This window comes from Burkholderia pyrrocinia (assembly GCF_022809715.1).
GTDB lineage: Bacteria > Pseudomonadota > Gammaproteobacteria > Burkholderiales > Burkholderiaceae > Burkholderia > Burkholderia pyrrocinia_C.
This window is the reverse complement of sequence record NZ_CP094459.1, coordinates 614,481-636,312: the sequence shown is the minus strand read 5'-3', so window position 1 is coordinate 636,312 and position 21,832 is coordinate 614,481. Positions and strand designations below refer to the sequence as shown.

The following is a 21,832-nucleotide window of genomic DNA, read 5'->3' as shown; positions in this document are numbered from 1 at the left end:
AGCCCGGCCGGAAAACCGGGCCGGGCTCGTTCGCCGCGCGTGCCGCGTTGCCGCGGCCGCGCAACGTGCGGGATTACTTCGCGTTCGCGAACGCGACAGCCGTATCCAGCATGCGGTTCGAGAAACCCCACTCGTTGTCGTACCAGCTCGACACCTTGACGAGGCGGCCCGACACCTTGGTCAGCGTCGCGTCGAACGTCGACGAAGCCGGGTTGTGGTTGAAGTCGATCGACACCAGCGGTGCGTCGTTGTAGCCGAGGATGCCCTTCAGCGAGCCTTCCGACGCTTCCTTCATGATCGCGTTGACTTCCTCGACCGTCGTGTCGCGCTTGGCGATGAACGACAGGTCGACGATCGACACGTTGATCGTCGGGACGCGGATCGCGTAACCGTCGAGCTTGCCGTTCAGTTCCGGCAGCACGAGGCCGACGGCCGAAGCAGCGCCCGTCTTCGTCGGGATCTGGCTGTGCGTGGCCGAACGCGCGCGGCGCAGGTCTTCGTGATAGACGTCCGTCAGCACCTGGTCATTCGTGTACGCGTGGATCGTCGTCATCAGGCCGGTTTCGAGGCCGATCTTGTCGTTCAGCGGCTTGACGAGCGGCGCGAGGCAGTTCGTCGTGCACGATGCGTTCGAGATGACGGTGTGCTCGGCCTTCAGCACGTTGTGGTTCACGCCGTAGACGATCGTCGCATCGACGTCCTTGCCGCCCGGCGCCGAGATGATCACCTTCTTCGCGCCGCCCTTCAGGTGCGCGCTTGCCTTTTCCTTGGTCGTGAAGAAGCCCGTGCACTCCATCACGACGTCGACGCCGAGCTCGCCCCACGGCAGTTCGGCCGGGTTGCGGTTCGCCAGCACGCGGATCTTGTCGCCGTTCACGACGAGGTAGTCGCCGTCGACCGACACTTCGCCCGGGAACTTGCCGTGCGCGGTGTCGTACTGGGTCAGGTGCGCGTTGGTCTTCGCATCGCCCAGGTCGTTGATCGCGACGATCTCGAGATCGTGCTTCTTGCCGTTTTCATAAAACGCGCGCAGCGTGTTGCGGCCGATACGGCCGTAGCCGTTGATTGCGACGCGAATCGTCATGGTCTATCTCCTGATGGCTGAAAAAATTCGTTTCGTGCAGCTTCACGGTGCGACGCGCGCAACGGGTGGCGCGCGTCGCGAATTGCTTTTAGGCCAGCACGGCCTTGGCCGTCTCGACGACGTGCTCGACGGTGAAGCCGAAGTACTTGAACAGCACGCCGGCCGGCGCCGATTCGCCGAACGTGTCGATCCCGACGACGCCGCCTTCGAGGCCGACGTACTTGTGCCAGAAGGACGTCACGCCGGCTTCGATCGCGACGCGGCGCACGCCGTGCGGCAGCACGCGTTCGCGGTATTCGGCGTCCTGGCGGTCGAACACGTTGGTCGACGGCATCGACACGACGCGCGCCGCGATACCCTGCTGCGCGAGCGGCTCGACGGCCTTCATCGCGAGCTCGACTTCCGAACCCGTCGCGATCAAGATGATCTTGCGCGCGACGATTTCCTCGTCCCAGTCCTTCAGTACGTAGCCGCCCTTCTCGATGTTGGCGATCTGCGCGTCGGTACGCGGGTTGAACGCGAGGTTCTGGCGGCTGAAGATCAGGCTCGACGGACGATCCGCGGCAACCGCGTGCGTCCAGGCAACGGCCGTCTCGACCGTGTCGGCCGGACGCCACACGTCGTGGTTCGGGATCAGGCGCAGGCTCGACACGTGCTCGATCGACTGGTGCGTCGGGCCGTCTTCGCCGAGGCCGATCGAATCGTGCGTGAACACGAAGATCGACGGCACCTTCATCAGCGCGGCCACGCGCAGCGCGTTGCGGCTGTAGTCGGAGAACGTCAGGAACGTGCCGCCGAACGGCTTGTGGCCGCCGTGCAGCGCGAGGCCGTTGATCGCGGCGCTCATGCCGAATTCGCGCACGCCGTAGTTGATGTGGTTGCCCAGCACGACGCCCGCGCCTTCCGGATTCGCGCGAACCGCCTTCGACGCCTTCCAGTTGGTCAGGTTCGAGCCGGTCAGGTCGGCCGAGCCGCCGAGCAGTTCGGGCAGCGCAGCGGCCAGCCCTTCGATCGCCTGCTGCGAAGCCTTGCGGGTCGCGACCGTCTCGGCGCGCTCGTTCGCGCCGGCGATGATCGCCGCAGCCTTCTGCGCCCAGTCGGCCGGCAGCTGGTTGGCCATCCGGCGCTCGAATTCGGCGGCTTCTGCCGGGAACTTCGCGCGATATTGCGCGAACGTCGCGTCCCAGTCGTTCTCGGCACGCTTGCCGGCTTCCTTCGCGTCCCATGCCGCATAGACTTCCTGCGGAATCACGAACGGCTCCCACTTCCAGCCGAGCGCTTCGCGCGTCTTCGCGATTTCTTCCGCGCCGAGCGCCGCGCCGTGCACGTCGTGGCCGCCGGCCTTGGTCGCCGCGCCCTTGCCGATCACCGTCTTGCAGCAGATCAGCGTCGGCTTGTCCGACAGCTTCGCGTTCGCGATCGCCGCGTCGACCGCGTCGACGTCATGGCCGTTCACGTTCGGGATCACGTTCCAGCCGTACGCTTCGAAGCGCTTCGGCGTGTCGTCGTGGAACCAGTTCACGACGTCGCCGTCGATCGAGATGCCGTTGTCGTCGTACAGCGCGATCAGCTTGTTCAGCTTCAGCGTGCCCGCGAGCGAGCAGGCTTCGTGCGAGATGCCTTCCATCAGGCAGCCGTCGCCGAGGAACACGTACGTGTGGTGATCGACGATCTTCGCGCCGTCACGGTTGAACTCGTCGGCCATCAGCGCTTCGCCGAGCGCCATGCCGACCGCGTTCGCGAGGCCCTGGCCGAGCGGGCCGGTGGTCGTCTCGACACCCGGCGTGATCCCGTATTCCGGGTGGCCCGGCGTCTTCGAGTGCAGCTGGCGGAAGTTCTTCAGCTCTTCGATCGGCAGGTCGTAGCCGGTCAGGTGCAGCAGCGAGTACAGCAGCATCGAGCCATGGCCGTTCGACAGCACGAAGCGGTCGCGGTCTGCCCAGTGCGGGTTCGTCGGGTTGTGCTTCAGATGGCGCGACCAGAGCGCGACGCCGATTTCGGCCATGCCCATCGGCATGCCGGGGTGGCCGGAGTTCGCTTGCTGGACGGCGTCCATCGCGAGCGCACGGATCGCGTTGGCCATCAGGGTGGTGGAGGCGGGAGACGAAGTCGTCATGTCGAGTCCGGAGAACGAGTCGAGGAAACGGGGGCACGGCGGCATCCGGAAGCTCGAGCGTCAATCGTTCCCGGCGCGCGGTGCGGCGCCTGACGGACGCGAAGCGGACGGAGCCTACGGACGGGGCTGCAAAGCTCGTCATTTTAACAGATGGGCCGACATTTCCCTTGTCGGCGCGCGGTGTTCCGGCACGGTTTTCCGCCAAACCGCGCGCCTCCTATAATTCAGACGTCAGAACCGACTGCCCCTAGCGGCCCGCCCGTGAGCACCACGCTACTCTTTCACCCCACGCCCGATGCCACCTACGGCTTCCCGAATGCCCGGCGGCTCGCGCGCGTCGCGTCCCTGCACCAGCAGATCGAAGTCTGGGAAACCCCGCAGCTCGGCCGCCTGTTTACGCTCGACGGCCGGCCGATGACGTCGGTCGGCGACGAATACGTCTATCACGAGTGCATGACGCACCCGGCCGCGCTTGCGCATCCGTCACCGAAGAAGGCGCTCGTGCTCGGCGGCGGCGACGGCGGTGCGGCGCGCCAGTTGCTCAAGCACGCGTGCATCGAGCGGATCGTGATCGCCGAGCTCGACGACGAGGTGGTCGGGATGGCGCGTCGTTATCTCGACGACGTGCACCAGGGCGCGCTCGACGACCCGCGCGTCGAGCTCGTGATCGGCGACGCCGCGCATTTCGTCGAGTCGACCATCGAGCATTTCGATCTCGTCGTGTTCGACCTCACGCCGCCCGATTCGCCGGCGGCCGGCCTCTACACACGCGCGTTCTACGCGCGGCTCAAGCGGATCCTCACGCCGTGCGGCGCGATCTCGATGCATCTCGGCTCGCCGGTGTTCCACGCCGCGCGCATCGCCGCGCTGCTCGACGACCTGCGCGCGAGCTTCGCGGTCGTCGATCCGCTGTCCGCGCACGTGCCGCTGTACGGTTCGCAGTGGCTGATGGCGATCGCGAGCGACACGCTCGATGCGGCCGCGCTGTTCGCGCACGACATCGACGAACGGCTCGCCGCGCGCCACGTCCAGGGCTTGCGCTACTACGACGCGCGGCTGCATGCGTCCCTCTTTGCCCTGCCGCACACGCTGCGCGATACACTGGGCGCTCGCCGCTGAGCGTCCGGGCAGCCGAGCCGTTCCGCTTTCCCCCATGCAGGAGAACTACCGATGACCGATCCACGTCCGGCCAACGTGCCTTGGTTGACGCCATACCTGGCCGTACGCAACGCGCGCGCGGCCATCGATTTCTTCAAGGCCGCATTCGGCTTCGAGCTGCGCGACGTGCACGACGAGGACGGCGCGATCATGCACGTCGAGATGGTCTACCGCGGCCAGTTGATCGTGATGTTCGCACCCGAAGGTGCATTCGGCTCGATCGCGCTCACGCCGAAAAGCGCGCACGCCACCGCGCCGCAGTCGTTCTATCTGTACGTCGACGATGTCGACGCAACCTGGCAGCGCGCGCTGGACGCGGGCGCGAAATCGCTGAGCGCGCCGCAGGACCAGTTCTGGGGCGACCGGTTCGCGCAGATCGAGGATCTCGACGGCTACCGCTGGGCGCTCGCGCGCCATCTCGACGCATGACCGAAACCGCCACACGCATGAACGAAGCCACCACCACCGCGGCCGTGCCGCGCTTTTTCGTCGACGCGGCACTGCGCGCCGACGCCACGCTCGCGCTGCCGGCCGACGTCGCGCGCCACGCTCAGGTGCTGCGCCTGCAGCCCGGCGACGTGCTCGCGCTGTTCGACGGCACGGGCGGCCAATACCGCGCGCGGCTCGTCGAGATCGACAAGCGCAGCGCACTCGCGCAGATCGACGCGTTCGAGCCGGCCGAGGCCGAGCCGCCCTATCGCGTGACGCTCGCGCAAGGGATCGCCGGCGGCGACAAGATGGACTGGGTGATCGAGAAGGCCGTCGAGCTCGGCGTCGCGGCGATCGTGCCGCTGTCGACCGCACGCGGCGTCGTGAAGCTCGCAGGCGAACGCGCGGACAAGCGCGTCGCGCACTGGCGCGGCGTCGTGCGCGCGTCGTGCGAACAGTGCGGGCGCAACCGCTTGCCCGAGGTTGCGCCGGTACTCGGCTTCAACGCGTGGCTCGATGCGCTGTCGGCCGCGCCGGCCGACGGCGAACTGCGGCTGCTGCTGTCGCCGCGCGCGAGCATCCCGTTCGCGTCGCTGCCAGACACGCCGCCCGGAGCGCCCGTCACGCTGCTGATCGGGCCCGAAGGCGGGTTGTCGCCGGACGAGGAAAACGCGGCGCGCGCACGCGGATTCACAGCACTGTCGCTCGGCCCGCGCGTGCTGCGCACCGAGACGGCCGGCGCGGCCGTGCTCGCGGCATTGGCAGCGCGCTGGGGCGGATGGTGATGCGCGACCGGGCAGGCGCCGCAGCATGACGTCGACGCGCGGCGATGCGCGTTAGCGCGCCGCTTTCAACGGCTCGATATCGATAAGGAATTTTGTCGGGCCGGCCGCGCACACGCAAAAAAGCCCGCTCGAAGCGGGCTTTTCGCCGTGCCGGCCGCGGCGAGCCGCAGGCCGATTCGCGCTTACGCGAACGAGTAGAACACGCGGAACGCGACCTTGCGCTCGGCCCAGAACTCGGCCGCCTCGCGGAACACGTCGAGCAGCGTCTCGCGCCCTTCCTTGTCGAACTTCTGCGCGATCGGCAGCCCTTCGAGGACGATCACGAAACCGGGCTGCGCGCCGGCCTTCGCGACGAGGTCGGTCAGGCAGTCGTACAGCGCGTCGTAGTTCTTCCCGAAATGCTTCGGGAACAGGAACGACGTCGCGATCGTTTCCATCACTTCCTGCTTCGACTGCGCGGCGCCGCAATACGCGTACAGGAAGTGCTGGCCGAGCCGACCGGCTTCGTCGGCGAGATCCTGCACGCGGAACGCGCGGATCGACTGCACGAGATTGGGTCGCACGGTCGTGAAAAGGCTCATAGGCTCCTCGTTCGATGAAAGCCCGGGCTCGGCTTCCTGTTGCTCCGGCGCGCCGACGGCCTGTGCCGCCGCGTTCAGTTGAATCACGCGCTGAAACAGGTTGCCGTCGCCGGCCGCGAACAGTTCCGCCGCCGCCGAATCGTGCGCGTAGATGGAGTCGCTCATGCCATTCGTCCCGAAGTCATTCAACAATACGTTTAAAACTGTTGTAGTGGTCGCCCGTGTAATAACAGTTGTCGATCCGGCGCAATGGCCCGCCACAGACGATCCGGCGCGCGCCGCGATTGCGGGCACGCGGCGTCGGCACCGTGTACTCATGGTAGTAGCCGCGCTTCGCCTTCGGCAAAATCCGCTCGCGGTTGCCGAACACGACGCCGTCTTTCTCGTACGGATAGGGGCCGCCGGCGCCGATCAGTCCCAGCGTGGTCACGGCCTCGCGCGGAAGACGGGCGGTCGGGATCGTATCGAGCCCGCTGGCGGCCACGTCGGCCGAAACGGCCTCCCGTGCGTAAGCGGCGGAAACCAGACTGCCCGTCGGCGTGCCGACGATACCCATCGCGAACATCGCGAAGACGGACGCGAGCGCGCCGTTGCGGAGCCACTTGCGTGCCATGAACCAGGGTTCCCGCTGTTAAATCAAGTAGTTGACGACCAACAAAGGCGTTAGCGTAGCGTTATTGGCCGCGCGAATCAATGTCCGTTTGGGAATCGAAAGCCCGACGACGCGCGGATGTGCGTATTTCTTACCGAATTTGCACTACATTTATCTTACATAAGATAAAATGCAGGCGGCATCTTTCGTATGGCAAGACCCTGCCTCCTTGCCACGCTCGTTACCTGGAGTGGAGAGATGCTGCTGTTGCTTTGAGGGAAGCGCGTTTGCGCCCTGCCCGACGGCGTGCCCATTGCGGGCACGCTTCTTTTTGCTTTTGTTTACAATTTCGCCCGACGCGCCACGCCGGTTCGACCGGCCTGGCGCGTTCGTTTTCGCTCAGCGCGCGGCGTTCACGTCGGCGACCAGCAGCGCCGCCATGTTGACGATGCGGCGAACGGTCGCCGATTCGGTCAGCACGTGCACCGGCTGGGCAGCACCCAGCAGGATCGGCCCGATCGCGATGTTGTTGCCGGCGGCCGTCTTCAGCAGGTTGTACGCGATGTTCGCGGCGTCGATGTTCGGCAGGATCAGCAGGTTCGCGTCGCCTTCCAGCGTCGATTCCGGCAGGATTTCCTTGCGCAGCGCCGCGTCGAGCGCGACGTCGCCGTGCATCTCGCCGTCGACCTTCAGTTCCGGTGCGGTTTCGTGCAGGATCGCGAGCGTATCGCGCATCTTCTGCGCCGAAGGCGCGTTGCTCGTGCCGAAATTCGAATGCGACAGCAGCGCGACCTTCGGCTCGATACCGAAGCGGCGTACTTCTTCCGCGGCCATGATCGTGATCTCGGCCAGTTGCTCCGGGGTCGGATCGACGTTCACGTGCGTGTCGACCAGGAAGATCTGGCGGCCCGGCAGCACGAGGCCGTTCATTGCCGCATAAACGCTGCAGCCGGGGCGCTTGCCGATCACCTGGTCGATGAAGTGCAGGTGGCGGTGCGTGGTGCTGATCGTGCCGCAGATCATCCCGTCCGCTTCGCCCCGTTTCACCAGCATCGCGCCGATCAGCGTCGTGCGGCGGCGCATCTCGACGCGCGCGAGCTGCTCGCTGATGCCCTTGCGCGCCATCAGCTTGTGGTACGACTGCCAGAAGTCGCGGTAGCGCTCGTCGTGCTCGGTGTTGACGACCGTGAAGTCGACACCCGGATTCAGGCGCAGGCCGTAGCGCTGGATACGGTGCTCGATCACCGACGGCCGGCCGATCAGGATCGGCGTCGCGAGTTTTTCGTCGACGATGATCTGAACGGCGCGCAACACGCGCTCTTCTTCGCCTTCCGCGAACACGACGCGCTTCTTCTCCGCCGGCGCGCTGCGCGCGATCTGGAAGATCGGCTTCATCGTCGTGCCGCTGTGATACACGAACTGCTGCAGATGGACGCGGTACGCCTCCATGTCCTCGATCGGGCGCGTCGCGACGCCGCCGTCCATCGCGGCCTGCGCGACGGCCGGCGCGATCTTCACGATCAGGCGCGGGTCGAACGGCTTCGGAATCAGGTATTCGGGGCCGAACGACAGATCCTGGATGCCGTACGCGGTCGCGACGATGTCGCTCTGTTCCTGCTGCGCGAGCTCGGCGATCGCATTGACGGCCGCGATCTCCATTTCACGCGTGATCGTCGTCGCGCCGACGTCGAGCGCGCCGCGGAAGATGAACGGGAAGCACAGGACGTTGTTGACCTGGTTCGGGTAGTCGGTACGGCCCGTGGCCAGCACCGCGTCCGGGCGCACTTCGAGCGCGAGTTCCGGCAGGATTTCCGGCGTCGGGTTCGCGAGCGCGAGGATCAGCGGGCGCTCGGCCATGCCCTTCACCATCTCCTGCTTCAGCACGCCCGCGGCCGACAGGCCGAGGAAGATGTCCGCGCCTTCGATCACTTCGGCCAGCGTCCGCGCGTCGGTTTCGCGTGCGAAACGCTCCTTGTCCGGGTCCATCAGTTCGGTGCGGCCCTTGTAGACCACGCCGGCCAGGTCGGTCACCAGGATGTTCTCGATCGGCAGGCCGATGTCGACCAGCAGGTCGAGACACGCGAGCGCGGCCGCGCCCGCGCCGGACGCGACGAGCTTCACCTTCTTGATGTCCTTGCCGACGACCTTCAGGCCGTTCGTGACGGCCGCGGCCACGACGATCGCGGTACCGTGCTGGTCGTCGTGGAACACCGGGATCTTCATCCGCTTGCGCGCTTCGCGCTCGACGATGAAGCAGTCAGGCGCCTTGATGTCTTCCAGGTTGATCCCGCCGAAGGTCGGCTCCAGTGCGGCGATCACGTCGACGAGCTTGTGCGGGTCCGACTCGTTCAGCTCGATGTCGAACACGTCGATGCCAGCGAACTTCTTGAACAGCACGGCCTTGCCTTCCATCACCGGCTTCGACGCGAGCGGGCCGATGTTGCCGAGACCGAGCACCGCCGTGCCGTTCGTGACGACGCCGACCAGGTTGCTGCGCGCGGTGAAACGCGCCGCGTTGAGCGGGTTCTCGACGATCTCCTCGCACGCATACGCCACGCCCGGCGAATATGCGAGCGCGAGGTCGCGCTGGTTGATCATCTGCTTGGTCGGGGCGATCGCGATCTTCCCCGGAGTCGGGAATTCGTGATAGTCGAGCGCGGCTTCGCGGAGCTTGGCTTTGGAGGAGGCTTGGGTGGACATGTGTCTCGTGACGGGCGGATTAGAATAACTGTTCGACGGCATTGTAGCGCCAATCGAAGGCCGCCAGACCGGCGATTCGGGTGCGACAGCCGCGACAAAAATGAACCGAACGGTGCAGGAACGCCGCCGTTCGCCTCGTACAATGCCGTTCCCTGAACCGTATCGGATCCACCCGCCGTGCCAGCCGCCCTCTCCGAGTTTTCGCTGATCGATCGCTTCTTCGCGCGCCGCGCGGCACAGGGCGCACGCGCGTCGACGCTCGGCATCGGCGACGATTGCGCGCTGATCGCACCTCGATCCGGGAAATTGCTGGCCATTTCGACGGACATGCTGGTCGAGGGCCGCCACTTCTTCCCCGACGTCGCGCCCGACGCGCTCGGCCACAAGACGCTCGCGGTCAACCTGTCCGACCTCGCGGCGATGGGCGCCGAGCCGCGCGCGTTCACGCTCGCGTGCGCACTGCCGCGCGCCGACGCGGCGTGGCTCGAGGCGTTCAGCAACGGGCTGTTCGCGCTCGCCGAGCGATTCGGCTGCGAGCTGGTCGGCGGCGACACGACGAGCGGGCCGCTGAACCTGTGCGTGACCGTATTCGGCGAAGTCGCGCCCGACGCGGCGCTGCGGCGCGATGCCGCGCGCGACGGCGACGACGTCTGGGTGTCCGGCATGCTCGGCGACGCACGCGCCGGCCTCGGCGTCGCACGCGGCGAATGGGCGGCCGGCGCGAACGAAGCGGCCGCGTTCCGGCACGCGCTCGAGCGCCCCGAACCGCGCGTCGCGCTCGGCCTCGCGCTCGCGGGTGTCGCGCACGCGGCGCTCGACATCTCCGACGGCCTCGCCGGCGACCTGCAGCACATCCTGGCACGCTCGAACGTGCGCGCCGAGATCGACGCCGACGCGGTACCGCGCTCGGCCGCGCTCGCGACGCTGCCGCCCGACGTGCAGCGCCGCTGCACGCTGGCGGGCGGCGACGACTACGAGCTGTGCTTCACGGCCCCGGCCGCGGCCCGCGCGGCGGTCGAAGCGGCCGGCGCGACGGCCGGCGTGCCGGTCGCGCGAATCGGTACAATACGCGCGTTGTCCGCGCCGTCGGAGCGGCCCGCGATCGCGTGGCGCGACGCCGCCGGCGCGCCCCTGGCTCTCACGTTGCACGGCTTCGACCACTTCCATGCAGACTGACCCGACGCCCGCGCACGCCGCGGCCGAACCCGGCGCCGCACCGAACGGGAATGCGCCGAAGCGCGCGAGCGCGCGCTTCATGCTGTCGCATCCGGCGCACCTCGTGTCGCTCGGTTTCGGCAGCGGGCTCGCGCCGATCATGCCCGGCACGTTCGGTTCGCTGTTCGGCTGGCTCACGTTCGTCGTGCTGAGCCGCTACCTGACGGTACCCGAATGGTGGGTGCTGATCGCGGCCGGCTTCGCGGCGGGCACGTGGATCACCGGTTTCACCGCGAGGAAGATGGGCACGTCCGATCCGGGCGCCGTCGTCTGGGACGAGATCGTCGCGATCTGGCTCGTGATGCTGCTCGTCACGCCGGCGACCTTCATCGGCCAGTTGTGGGCGTTCGTCGCGTTCCGCTTCTTCGACATGCTCAAGCCGCCGCCGATCCGCTATTTCGACCGCCGCCTGAAAGGCGGGCTCGGCATCATGATCGACGACCTGGTCGCCGCGTTCATGACGCTGCTCGTGATCGCCCTGTGGCGCTCCGTCGTCGGCTGACCGATTTCCCGACTCCCGTTTCCCGACGCGCATGCCAACCGATTCCGTCGTCCACCAGCTTGCGATCCGCGCAGGCAACAAGCTGCGTGACGAGCACCTGACGCTCGCCACCGCCGAATCCTGCACCGGCGGCATGATCGCCGCGGCGATCACCGACATCTCCGGCAGCAGCCAGTGGTTCGAGCGCGGCTTCGTCACGTATTCGAACCAGGCCAAGATCGACATGATCGGCGTGCCGCCCGACCTGATCGACAAGCACGGCGCCGTCAGCGAGCCCGTCGCGCGCGCGATGGCCGAAGGCGCGCTGCGCAACAGCCGCGCGCAGGTCGCGCTGTCCGTCACGGGCATCGCGGGCCCGGCGGGCGGCAGCGAGAAAAAGCCGGTCGGCACCGTGTCGTTCGGCTGGAGCAACCGGCTTCATACCGACGTCGAAACGCTCGTGTTCAAGGGCGACCGCGAACAGATCCGCACGCAGGCGGCCGTGCATGCGCTGCGCGGGCTATTGAAGCTGCTCGACGAGCGCGAGGGCTGACCGGGCAGGCGGAGGAAGCAGGAAAGTTGAGCGGGAAAGCGGCACCGGCCCGCCGGTGCGGGCCTGCCGGAAAGTCGGCCGCCCGAACGGGCGGCCCGTGCATTTCAGCGATGCGCGTTGATCGTATCGCGGGTCTTCTGCGCGGCGAGCGCCGCGGCTTCGGCGAAATCCTCGCCGTTGCTCGCGTACAGGATCGCACGCGACGAGTTGATCATCATGCCCGTGCCGTCGGCCGTGCGGCCGGCGCTGACGGTCGCCTGCACGTCGCCGCCCTGCGCGCCGATGCCGGGGATCAGCAGCGGCATGTCGCCGACGATCCCGCGCACGATCTCGATTTCCTTCGGGAACGTCGCGCCGACCACGAGGCCGAGCTGGCCGTTCTTCGCGTTCCACTTGTTCGCCGCGAGATCCGCGACGACCTGGTACAGCGGCCGCCCCCCCGTTTCCAGGAACTGCAGGTCGGAGCCGCCCGGGTTCGACGTGCGGCACAGCACGATCACGCCCTTGCCGTCGTGCTCGAAGTACGGCTCGACCGAGTCGTAGCCCATGTACGGGTTCACCGTGACCGCGTCCGCGCGATAGCGCTCGAACGCTTCGCGCGCGTACTGCTCGGCCGTGCTGCCGATGTCGCCGCGCTTCGCGTCGAGGATCACGGGCAGGCCCGGATGCTGAAGGTGGATGTGCGCGATCAGCCGTTCGAGCTGGTCTTCCGCGCGATGCGCGGCGAAATAGGCGATCTGCGGCTTGAACGCGCTCGCGTACTGCGCGGTCGCGTCGACGATCTGCCGACAGAATTCGAAGATCGCGTCGGGCTGGCCGTCGAACTGCACGGGAAAGCGCGACGGCTCGGGATCGAGGCCGACGCACAGCAGCGAATTCGTGCGCTGCCACGCGGCGCGCAGCGATTCGATGAAAGTAAGCGGGGAAGACATGGCGGGTACTCGCGGCAAACCATTGGTAGACCGCGTATTTTACCCGCGTCTTCGGCGCGCCTCGCGAGTCGCGGCATTGCCGCGCGCATCGGCGCGCCCGACGGTGAACGCGAAACGCCGCGTGAGCCGCTCGCCCGGCGCGAGCAGCGTCATTCCGTGCGCGGCTGCGCCGCCCGGCAGGTTCACCGCATTGATCGGATGATCGACCGGCTCGAAGCAGAAGAAATCCTCGCCGGGCGGTGTATAGAGCACGTACGCGTCGGCGTCGGCCGCGACCGTCAGCGACAGCCCGCGGCGCGGCCAGCTCACCGTCGCGTGGCCGCCCCAGCCGGTGAACGCGTGATTGACGAGCGCACCCGGCAGCGGATACGCGACGCCGAACTGCCAGGCCGGCGGCACGCTCACGTGCCGCACCGGCAGGAAATCGGAGCCCGACAACCACAGCCCGCCGGCCGCCGCGGCCAGCTCGGTCACCGCGTCGCGCACCAGGAACGGATGCACGCCGAGCCCGAACGGCAGCCGGGCGCGCCCCGCGTTCTCGATCGTCAGCGCGATCGACAGCGTCGTGTCGTCGAGTTCGAACGACTGGATCGCGCGGAACGCATACGGCGCGCCAGCCGCGCGATCGAGCGACAACTGCAGCGTCGTGTCGGTCGCCTCGTCCACCTGCCACGGCGCGAGCCAGCCGTCGCCGTGGATCGGCAGCGGCTCGTCGCGCCGGTTGCGCGGCACCGCGACCTTGCGCCCGTCGCATTCGAAGCGTGCGCCGCCGATCCGGTTCGAGTAAGGCAGCAGCGGATAACACGCGAGCTCGTTCGGGTCCGTCGCCGTCTCCGGATGCTCGCAGCGGCGAAACACCGGCACCAGCGCACCGTTGTCGCCGCGCCAGTCGAAGCGCGCGATGCCGCCGCCCAGATGCGGCAGCACGTCGAGCCGCAGCGACGCATTCGACAGCGAGACGGCCGCCGCATGCGCGGCGCCCACGCCCTGCGCGAATGCGGCCGTCTGCGGGCCGGGGCTGACCGGCTGCGCGGCGGCGGCCAGGCGGGCACGGCGCGACTGGCTCGTGGACGACGATGCGCGCGAGGGCGTGGCGGTCATGATGAGCTCCTTTCCTTCGTCGAAGAAACGATGCGGGTCGGTGCGAACGGTCAGGCCCAGCCGCCGTCGACGATCACGTCCTGCGCGGTGATCATCCGGCTGTCGTCGGCCGCGAGGAACAGCGCCATCCGCGCGAGGTCGGCCGGCAGCAGTTCGGCATCGAGGCACTGGCCGGCCTTGATCGCCGCACGGCCCGCGTCGTCGAGCCACAGCCGGCGCTGCTTGTCGGTCATCACCCAGCCGGGCACCAGCGAGTTCACGCGGATGCCGAACGGACCGAGGTCGCGCGCGAGGCCGCGCGTCAGGCCCTGCACGGCCGCCTTCGCCATCACGTAGACGGGATAGCCGCCGTTTTTCAGCATCCAGCTGATCGAGCCGAGATTGACGATCGCGCCGCCGCCTTGCTGCTTCATGTCGTCGATCACCGCCTGCGCGGCAAAGAACTGGTGGCGCAGGTTCACCGCGATGCCCGCGTCGAACGACTCGGGCGTCACGTCGCCGATCGCGTGGCGCGTGTCGTTCGCCGCGTTGTTCACGAGCACCGCGATCGCGCCGATGCGCGCGCGGATCGCGTCGATCGCATGGCGCAGCGCATCGATGTCGGTCAGGTCGCACTGGATGAACAGCGGCGCATGACGTGCGTGCGCGAGGCTTTCCGCCAGCGCGGCGCCGGCGGCCGCATCGAGGTCGACGAACGCGACGCGCGCGCCCTGCTGCACGAAGTGCTCGACGAACGACGCGCCGATGCCGGTCGCGCCGCCCGTGATCAGCACCGCGCGATCCTCGAGGCTCGGGTATCGCGCAAAGCGCGCATGGCTCGCGGCGTGCGGGTCGTGCGCGGAAGTGTCGATGGTCATGCGGTTCGTCTCCGTGAAATCAGGTCAGTCGCGTACGCCGCGGTTCTTCAGCTGGTCGAGCAGCACCGCCGCGAGCAGGATCGCGCCGCGCACCAGGTACTGGTAGAACGCGTCGATGTTCAGCAGGTTCATCACGTTCTCGACGGTACCCATGATCAGCACGCCGATCACGACGCCCGAGATCGTCGCACGGCCGCCCATCAGCGACACGCCGCCGAGCACGCACGCGGAGATCACGTTCAGCTCGAAGCCCTGCGCGGCGTTCGGCTGGCCCGACGTGATGCGCGACGCGAGGATCACGCCCGCGAGCGCGGTCACCGCGCCCTGGATCAGGAAGATGTACACGCGCGTGCGTTCGACGTTGATCCCGGCGAGCCGCGACGCCTCGGGGTTGCCGCCGATCGCGAGCGTGTTGCGGCCGTACACGGTCTGGTTCAGCAGCACGCCGAATGCGATGAAGCACAGCAGCGTGACCCAGATCGGCAGCGATACGCCGAACAGCGACAAGCCGCCGAGCGCGATGAACGTATCCGACGACACGCCGACCGCCTGCCCCTTCGACACGATGAAGCCGAGCCCGCGCACGATCTCCATCGTCGCGAGCGTCGTGATCAGCGCGTTGATGCGCAGGTACGCGATCACCGCGCCGTTCACGAAGCCGATCGCGGCGCCGGCCGCGACCGCCGCAATGATCGCGACGAACGTGTTGTCGGTCGCGTTCAGCACCATCGCGCACAGCACGCCCGAGAACGCGACGGTCGAGCCGATCGACAGGTCGAAATCGCGCGACGCGAGACAGAACATCATCGTGCACGCGACCATGCCGATCTGCGAGATCGACAGCGCGAGGCCGAGCATGTTGTCGATCGAGAAGAAGTGATCGACCGTCAGCGACATCGTGATGAACATCACCGCGAAGATCGCGATGAGGCTGTACTCGGTGAGGTGCTGCCACCACTTCTGCCGGTCGCTTTGCTGTGGAACCAGCGCGTCGGCCGACTGCTTCACGGCTGCGCCGGCGAGGTTTTCCCTGACTTGCATGATTGTGTCTCCTGCTCCTGCATCGCGCGGCCCACGCCGCGCCTGGTCGATTCGAATGTCGTGCGCCGCGTCAGGCCGCCTGGGCGGCGCTCGTCTGCGGCAGCGCGAGGTTCAGCACCGCGTGCTCGTTCGCCTGTTCGCGCGGCAGCTCGCCCGCGATCCGGCCTTCGCGCATCACGACGATGCGATCGGACACGCCGAGCACTTCCGGCAGTTCCGACGACACCATCACAATCGCGCAGCCGCGCTCCGCGAGCCGGTAGATCACGTCGTAGATCTCGTGCTTCGCGCCGACGTCGATCCCGCGCGTCGGCTCGTCGAGGATCACGACCTTCAGGTCGGGCTCCGCGAGCCAGCGCGACAGGATCGCCTTCTGCTGGTTGCCGCCGGACAGGAAGCGGATCTTCTGCCGCCGGTTCGGCGTCTTGATCTTCAGCCGCTGGATGAAGCGGTCGGCCGTTTCGCTTTCGGTCTTGCGGTCGATGAACAGCCCCGCGCGCAGCGAATGGCGGCGGCAGCTGATGTTGATGTTCTCCGCGACCGATGCGATCGCAATGATCCCTTCTTCCTTGCGGTCCTCGGGGCACAGCACGATGCCGTGGCGGATCGCGTCGCCGGTGCGCTTCACGTCGATGCGCGCGCCGTCGAGCGTCAGCACGCCCGCGCGCCGGCGGTCCGCGCCGTACACGAGCCGCATCAGTTCGCTGCGGCCCGCGCCGACCAGCCCGAAGAAACCGACGATCTCGCCCGCGCGCACCGAGAAGCTCGCGGGTTCGCGCAGCGCCGGGCCGTCGACGCCTTCGGCGGAAAACCGCACGTCGCCGAGCGCGCGCGGCGCGTAATGGTAGATGTCCGAAATCTCGCGCCCGACCATCTCGGCGACGAGCCGCTCGCGCGGCACGTCGGCAAGCGCATCGTGCGACGCGATCTTGCGCCCGTCGCGGAAGATCGTGCACGCATCGCACAGCCGGTAGATCTCGTCCATCCGGTGCGAGATGTAGATCAGCGCGCGGCCCTGCGCGCGCAGGTCGTCGACGAGCTTGAACAGCACCTCGGTCTCGCGATGCGACAGCGAGCTCGTCGGTTCGTCGAGCGCGATCACGCGCGCATTGCGCATCAGCGCCTTGCAGATCTCGACCATCTGCCGCTGAGCGATCGACAGCCGCCCGAGCTTCGCGTCGGGATCGAGGTCGACGCCCATCGCGGCGAGCCGCTCGCGCACGTAGCGCTTCGCCTCGCGCTTTTTCACCCAGCCGAACGCGTTCGGCAGGCGGCCGAGCAGCAGGTTTTCCGCGACCGTCAGGTCGGGTACGTACTGCAGCTCCTGGTGAATCACCGCGATGCCGGCCGCGATCGACGCCGCCGCACTCGCGAACTGCACGGGCTGGCCGTCGACCAGCACGCTGCCCGCATCGGGCTGGTATTCGCCGCCGAGAATCTTCAGCAGCGTCGACTTGCCCGCGCCGTTCTCGCCCATCAGGCCATGCACCTCGCCCGCATGCACGTCGAACGAAATGCCGTCGAGTGCGCGCACGCCGGGAAATACCTTGCCGATATTGTCAAAACGCAGTGCCGCTGACACGTCGTCTCCTCACTTCCCAATCGATCGACCGCCGGCCGCCGCATCGCCGCGGCAGCCGGCGGGCCGCTTACTTCGACGCGAGCCCCATCTCCTCGCGCACCTTCGACACGTTGTCGCGCGTCGCGAGCATGCCGGTCGTCAGCGTCAGCGCCGGCGGTGCCTTGCCTTGCGTGATCCACGAGTACATCAGGTCCGAGGTTTCCTCGCCGTGACGCTTCGGGCTGATGATCACGGTGCCGTAGAAGCCGGTCGGCTGCGGCTTCTTGAACTCGTTCAGCGCCGAATCGGAACCGCCGATGCCGATGCCGATCATGTTGTCCGACTTGAAGCCGCGCCCTTCGGCCGCACGCACCGCGCCGAGCACGGCCTCGTCGTTCAGGCCGTACGCGACCCAGTGCTTGAACTGCGGGTTCTTCGTGAGCGCAATGTTCGCCGCGTTGAACGCGTTCTCGGTGTCGGTCTTCGCCTGCGGCGCCGCGATCACGTTCGCCTTCGGGAAACCGGCGGCCACCAGCGCGTCGGTCGCGCCGCTCGTGCGGTCGTGCGCGGTCGGCAGCTGCTCGTAGGTGATGTCGATCGCGCCGACCTCCTTCACGTTCCAGCCGCGCTTCTTGATCTCGGCCGCGATGCCGTCGCCGACCTGCTTGCCGATGTTGTACGCGGAGATCCCCATGTGCGGCACCGCTTCGATCGGCTTGCCCGCGCCGTCGACGAGGCGGTCGTCGACCGTCATCATCTTCAGGTTGTGCGACTTCGCCTTCGCGACGATGCCCGGCCCGAGCTTCACGTCGGGCGTGCAGATGATGAAGCCCTGCGCCTTCTGCGCGGACAGGTTGTCGATCGCGCTCATCACCTTTTCGCCCGACGGCGCGCCGATCTTCACGAGCGTGAAGCCCTTTTCCTTCGCCGCCATCTCGGCGAACTTCCACTCGTCCTGGAACCACGGCTCTTCCGGCTGCTTCACCAGAAAGCCGATCTTGACCGGGTCTGCCGCGTGCGCAACCGGGCTACCCATCACCACCGCGGCTGCCGCGGCCAGCGTTACGAACGTTCTGCGTTTCATCTCCAGTGTCTCCTTGTTTTCATCGAACAGGATGCAGCCGCTTGTTGGTTTCGACGCAGCGTGCGCGCGGCCGTCGCACGTGCGGTCTTTCGAATCGTTGCGTCAGTCGTGATACAGCGCCGCGCGCCCGCCGTCGACGGTGATGCACGCGGCATTGATGAACGGCGCCTCGTCGGACGCCAGGAACACGGCCGTCATCGCGACCTCGTCGGGCCGGCCGATCCGCTTCATCGGCTGCAGCGCGAGCGTCTCGGCGCGCGCGGCAGCCGGATCGGGCTGCGCGTCCCACCAGTCGCGCGTGAGCTGCGTCTCGATGTAGCCCGGCGCGATCGCGTTCACGCGCACGTTGCGCGCCGCGTATTCGATGCCGAGCGCGCGCGTGAGCCCCAGTACGCCGTGTTTCGCGACCGGGTACGGAAAGCAGCCCGGGATGATCCGGAACGCATGCGTCGACGCGATGTTCACGATGCTGCCGCGGCCGCGCTCGACCATGCCTTCCAGCGCCGCGCGGCAGCCGTGCCACACGCCGTCGAGATCGACCGCGAAGCAGCGGCGCCAGTCGTCGTCGGTCATCGTCAGCGGATCGGCGAACACGTTGATGCCCGCGTTGTTCACCAGCACGTCGAGCGGGCCGAATGCCGCTTCGGTCTGCGCGAGCGCATCGCGCACCGCATCCTGACGCGCGACGTCCGCGTGCAGCGGCAGCACGCGCGCGCCGTCGACGTCGTGCGCGATCGCGGCGGCCGTGTGCTGCGCCTGCGGGAAGTCGAGATCGACGAGCGCGACGGCCGCGCCTTCGCGCGCGAACGCTCGGGCGATCGCGGCGCCGATTCCGCGGCCCGCGCCCGTCACCATCGCGACCTTGCCCGCGAGGCGGCCCATCATGCGGCTCCGCCGCGCGCGACGCGCAATCCGGCCTGGAACGCGCGCGCGTTCGCCGCGGTCGCGTCGGCCGCCTGGCCGGGCCGGTACAGCGCCGAGCCGAGCCCGAAGCCGTTCGCGCCGGCCGCGAGGAACGGCTGCATGTTGTCCGGCGAAATTCCGCCGACCGGGATCAGCGGCACCGCGCGGTCGATCACCGCGCGCCATGCCTTCACGACCGTCACGCCGAGCTGCTCGGCCGGGAACATCTTCAACACGTCGGCGCCGTTCGCGAGCGCCGCGAACGCTTCGGTCGGCGTCGCGACGCCCGGTGCGCTCGCGAGGCCGCGCTCGCGTGCGCGGCGTATCACCGCCGCGTCGCTGTGCGGCATCACGATCAGCGCGCCGCCCGCGTCCTGCACGCGGTCGACATACTCGGCACGCAGCACGGTGCCCGCGCCGACGATCGCATCGTCGGGCAACGCGCGCCGCAGCTTTGCGATGCTGTCGAACGGATCCGGCGAGTTGAGCGGCACCTCGACGATCCGGAAGCCGGCTTCGTAAAGCGCATGCCCGTGGTCGGCCGCGTCGGCGGGCGTGATCCCGCGCAGGATCGCGATCAGCGGGCACGCATCGAACGCGCGCATCAGTGCGGCGTGGGGCGTGTACGGCGCGGGCAACGTAAGGTCGGACGGCATGACTGGGTTCCTCTGCAATCAGTTCATTGGTCGGCCAGGATAGGCTCGCCGTCCGCGCGCACGAGCCCGGCGCGCGATGCGATCCGCCACAGGCCGCGCTCGGTCGCATGCGCGACGACCCGCGCGTGCGTGTGGCCGAATACCTGGAGCGCATCGACGTAGCGCGCACACAAGCCGTCGTCGCCGATCAGCAGCAGCGGCTGGTCCGCGAGCGCGATGCCGCGCTCCGCGAGCATCGCGTCGAGTGCATTGAGCTCATGGCCGATCAGCAGGCCGGACAGGTAGTCGCCCTGCGCGTCGGGCGCGAGCCGGTCGGTCAGGCCGAGCGTGCGCGTGCTGAAAATCGTCGCGAGCAGCCCCGTGCGCTGCGCGCCGCGCGCGACCGACACGCCGTGCACGAACGCCGCATGATCGGGCAACGCACCCGCGCGCATCGTGCGGCCGAGAATCGTGTGGTCGCGCAGCGCCGCGAACAGCTCGCCCGTCATGAAGGTCTGGAAGCGCTCGATCAGCCCGTCCTTGACCCACGCCCATTTGGCATGCGTACCCGGCAAGCCGATCAGTACCCCTGAACGATCTGCATCAAGCGTGGGATCGCTCGCGAGCGCGCCGAATATCTGCGTTTCTTCGCCGCGCATCACGTCGGGCAATTCGCCCGTCGCGATCACGCCCGGCACGATCGATACCGTCGCGCCGCGCGACGTCGTCACTGTAATAAGACCCGCGGCAAGCGCGTCGGCGCCGGCCGGCACCGCGACGTACGGCGCCTCGCGCCAGCCCTGCGCGCTGCCGACCATCCCGGCGGCGAGCACCGGCAGCCCGGGCGTGCGGTCGAGCCAGTCGCCGCAGGCGTCCTCGAACACCGCGTCGAACGCGCGCGCGCCGCCGCCCGGCACGTGCATGACGCCCGCCGCGCGGCTGCGCGTGTCGATGAGCGCGCCGTGCGCGTCGTACAGATACGCGCGCAGCGACGTCGTGCCCCAGTCGAGCGCGATCAGCGACGGGGTGGCGGAGCTGGCAACCGGAACGGCCCGGGTCGAAGTCGTCATCGTTTGATCCTGCGGGTACCCTGCGGCGGGCTCCAGCCCAGTTCCGCGGAAATGGCTCGCGCTTCGCGCTGCACGAGAGGAATCAGTTCGTCCATCCGGTCGTGCGGCATGTACGGAATCGTGCTCGCGACCGACACGGCCGCGACGATCGCACCCGATGCGTCGCGGATCGGCGCGGCCACGCAGCGGATCGACGCCTCGTTCTCCTCGAGGTCGAACGTATAGCCGCCGGCCGCGTAATGGGCCATGCGCTGCAGGAACGCACTCGTCTCCGGCCGGTTGTCGGGCTTGAAATTGACGCCGGCCAGCGCGCGCCGCGCGGCCTCGAACAGCGAGCGCCACAGGTCGGGATCGAGGTCGAGCATCATCGCCTTGCCGATGCCCGTCGATGCGAGCGGCATCCGGTGGCCGACGCGCGAGCGCATCTCGAGGCCGCGCGTGCCGGGAATCTTGTCGATGTACAGCACGTCGTCGCCGTCGCGCACGCCGAGATGGATCGTGTCGAGCGTCGCTTCCGCGAGCGCTTCGAGATGCGGCCGCGCCACCGCGGTGAGCGGCATCTGCTCGAGCGCGATCGTGCCGAGCTCGATCAGCTTCGGGCCGAGCAGGTAGCCGCCCTGCACCTGGCGCAGGTAGCGCGCCTGCACGAGGCTGCTGACGAGGCGGTGCGTCGTGCTGCGTGTCGTGCCGAGCGCGGCGCCGATCGCGCGCATGTCGCGCGCGCCGTTCGCGATCGCCTCGAGGATCGCGAGACCGCGCAGCAGCGTCTGCGTGCCGGCCTGCTGTGCGGCGAGATCGAGCGGCGTGCTGGTCGCGCCGATGCTGTCGGTCAGCGACCCATCGTCCGGCGTCGCGCGCCGGGCATCGAGGGCAAGGGAGTCGGGCATCTTGGTCATGGGGCGGGCTTCTTCAACGGAATCGGTGAAGCCGCTCGCGCGGCGCCGGAACTGCGTC

General features: G+C 68.2%; 21 protein-coding genes. 6 read left to right on the top strand and 15 right to left on the bottom strand.

Annotated features, from left to right (window positions below; all coding sequences use genetic code 11):
- Nucleotides 1–73 precede the first annotated feature (73 nt).
- Together gap and tkt are read right to left on the bottom strand one after the other, a co-directional pair.
- Nucleotides 74–1,084, bottom strand: a complete 1,011-nt coding sequence (gene gap, locus MRS60_RS02965; protein ID WP_107314676.1) for a type I glyceraldehyde-3-phosphate dehydrogenase — start codon at nucleotides 1,082–1,084, stop codon at nucleotides 74–76.
- A gap of 88 nt (nucleotides 1,085–1,172) precedes the next feature.
- A complete protein-coding gene (tkt, locus tag MRS60_RS02960) occupies nucleotides 1,173–3,245 on the bottom strand; it encodes a transketolase (protein WP_034182704.1) in 2,073 nt (690 codons plus the stop codon).
- A gap of 216 nt (nucleotides 3,246–3,461) precedes the next feature.
- On the opposite strand from tkt, the gene speE reads away from it, so the two are divergent.
- From speE to MRS60_RS02945, 3 genes are read left to right on the top strand one after another with little or no spacing between them, the layout of a single operon-like run.
- On the top strand, nucleotides 3,462–4,319 hold the full coding sequence (gene speE / locus MRS60_RS02955; protein WP_243565195.1) for a polyamine aminopropyltransferase: 858 nt from the start codon (nucleotides 3,462–3,464) through the stop codon (nucleotides 4,317–4,319).
- A gap of 51 nt (nucleotides 4,320–4,370) precedes the next feature.
- The gene (locus tag MRS60_RS02950) at nucleotides 4,371–4,787 is read left to right on the top strand and encodes a VOC family protein (protein WP_034182702.1); all 417 of its coding nucleotides are present in this window, start codon (nucleotides 4,371–4,373) and stop codon (nucleotides 4,785–4,787) included.
- A 17-nt stretch (nucleotides 4,788–4,804) separates the two neighbouring features.
- Nucleotides 4,805–5,572: a 16S rRNA (uracil(1498)-N(3))-methyltransferase gene (locus tag MRS60_RS02945; protein ID WP_243565194.1), complete on the top strand. Its 768-nt coding sequence runs from the start codon at nucleotides 4,805–4,807 to the stop codon at nucleotides 5,570–5,572.
- Nucleotides 5,573–5,754: 182 nt separating this feature from the next.
- On the opposite strand, the gene MRS60_RS02940 is transcribed toward MRS60_RS02945, so the two are convergent.
- From MRS60_RS02940 to MRS60_RS02930, 3 genes are all read right to left on the bottom strand, one after another.
- Nucleotides 5,755–6,318 carry a barstar family protein gene (locus MRS60_RS02940; RefSeq protein WP_027783519.1) on the bottom strand — a complete coding sequence of 188 codons (564 nt, stop codon included), beginning with the start codon at nucleotides 6,316–6,318 and terminating at the stop codon, nucleotides 5,755–5,757.
- Nucleotides 6,319–6,334: 16 nt separating this feature from the next.
- On the bottom strand, nucleotides 6,335–6,766 hold the full coding sequence (locus tag MRS60_RS02935) for a ribonuclease domain-containing protein (protein ID WP_034182701.1): 432 nt from the start codon (nucleotides 6,764–6,766) through the stop codon (nucleotides 6,335–6,337).
- A 378-nt stretch (nucleotides 6,767–7,144) separates the two neighbouring features.
- Entirely contained in the window at nucleotides 7,145–9,487 is a 2,343-nt protein-coding gene (locus tag MRS60_RS02930) for an NADP-dependent malic enzyme (protein ID WP_432206953.1), read from the bottom strand.
- 135 nt (nucleotides 9,488–9,622) lie between these two features.
- On the opposite strand from MRS60_RS02930, the gene thiL reads away from it, so the two are divergent.
- From thiL to MRS60_RS02915, 3 genes are read left to right on the top strand one after another with little or no spacing between them, the layout of a single operon-like run.
- Nucleotides 9,623–10,621, top strand: coding sequence for a thiamine-phosphate kinase (gene thiL, locus MRS60_RS02925; RefSeq protein ID WP_243565193.1), 999 nt, complete (start codon nucleotides 9,623–9,625; stop codon nucleotides 10,619–10,621).
- Complete coding sequence (locus MRS60_RS02920; RefSeq protein WP_243565192.1) at nucleotides 10,611–11,162, top strand: phosphatidylglycerophosphatase A family protein; 552 nt, start codon at nucleotides 10,611–10,613, stop codon at nucleotides 11,160–11,162. The genes thiL and MRS60_RS02920 overlap by 11 nt, the downstream gene beginning before the upstream one ends.
- Nucleotides 11,163–11,193: 31 nt before the next feature.
- Nucleotides 11,194–11,694: a CinA family protein gene (locus MRS60_RS02915; protein ID WP_034182697.1), complete on the top strand. Its 501-nt coding sequence runs from the start codon at nucleotides 11,194–11,196 to the stop codon at nucleotides 11,692–11,694.
- Between the two features lie 104 nt (nucleotides 11,695–11,798).
- Here MRS60_RS02915 and pyrF read toward each other — a convergent pair whose 3' ends face one another.
- From pyrF to MRS60_RS02865, 10 genes are all read right to left on the bottom strand, one after another.
- Nucleotides 11,799–12,626 carry an orotidine-5'-phosphate decarboxylase gene (gene pyrF, locus MRS60_RS02910; RefSeq protein ID WP_034182696.1) on the bottom strand — a complete coding sequence of 276 codons (828 nt, stop codon included), beginning with the start codon at nucleotides 12,624–12,626 and terminating at the stop codon, nucleotides 11,799–11,801.
- Between the two features lie 39 nt (nucleotides 12,627–12,665).
- Nucleotides 12,666–13,727, bottom strand: a complete 1,062-nt coding sequence (locus MRS60_RS02905; protein ID WP_217588296.1) for an aldose 1-epimerase — start codon at nucleotides 13,725–13,727, stop codon at nucleotides 12,666–12,668.
- Nucleotides 13,728–13,777: 50 nt separating this feature from the next.
- Complete coding sequence (locus MRS60_RS02900) at nucleotides 13,778–14,584, bottom strand: SDR family NAD(P)-dependent oxidoreductase (RefSeq protein ID WP_243565191.1); 807 nt, start codon at nucleotides 14,582–14,584, stop codon at nucleotides 13,778–13,780.
- A gap of 24 nt (nucleotides 14,585–14,608) precedes the next feature.
- Complete coding sequence (araH, locus tag MRS60_RS02895; protein WP_034182693.1) at nucleotides 14,609–15,625, bottom strand: L-arabinose ABC transporter permease AraH; 1,017 nt, start codon at nucleotides 15,623–15,625, stop codon at nucleotides 14,609–14,611.
- Nucleotides 15,626–15,695: 70 nt separating this feature from the next.
- Entirely contained in the window at nucleotides 15,696–17,207 is a 1,512-nt protein-coding gene (gene araG, locus MRS60_RS02890) for an L-arabinose ABC transporter ATP-binding protein AraG (RefSeq protein WP_072436351.1), read from the bottom strand.
- Between the two features lie 67 nt (nucleotides 17,208–17,274).
- Nucleotides 17,275–18,270, bottom strand: coding sequence for an arabinose ABC transporter substrate-binding protein (locus tag MRS60_RS02885; RefSeq protein ID WP_034182691.1), 996 nt, complete (start codon nucleotides 18,268–18,270; stop codon nucleotides 17,275–17,277).
- A gap of 102 nt (nucleotides 18,271–18,372) precedes the next feature.
- Nucleotides 18,373–19,152: an SDR family oxidoreductase gene (locus MRS60_RS02880; RefSeq protein ID WP_034182690.1), complete on the bottom strand. Its 780-nt coding sequence runs from the start codon at nucleotides 19,150–19,152 to the stop codon at nucleotides 18,373–18,375.
- The gene (locus MRS60_RS02875) at nucleotides 19,152–19,829 is read right to left on the bottom strand and encodes a 2-dehydro-3-deoxy-6-phosphogalactonate aldolase (protein ID WP_034182689.1); all 678 of its coding nucleotides are present in this window, start codon (nucleotides 19,827–19,829) and stop codon (nucleotides 19,152–19,154) included. Before MRS60_RS02875 ends, MRS60_RS02880 begins: the two co-directional genes overlap by 1 nt.
- Before the next feature lie 23 nt (nucleotides 19,830–19,852).
- Nucleotides 19,853–20,878: a 2-dehydro-3-deoxygalactonokinase gene (locus tag MRS60_RS02870; RefSeq protein ID WP_243565190.1), complete on the bottom strand. Its 1,026-nt coding sequence runs from the start codon at nucleotides 20,876–20,878 to the stop codon at nucleotides 19,853–19,855.
- Nucleotides 20,875–21,774 carry an IclR family transcriptional regulator gene (locus tag MRS60_RS02865; RefSeq protein WP_034182687.1) on the bottom strand — a complete coding sequence of 300 codons (900 nt, stop codon included), beginning with the start codon at nucleotides 21,772–21,774 and terminating at the stop codon, nucleotides 20,875–20,877. Before MRS60_RS02865 ends, MRS60_RS02870 begins: the two co-directional genes overlap by 4 nt.
- Nucleotides 21,775–21,832: the final 58 nt, after the last annotated feature.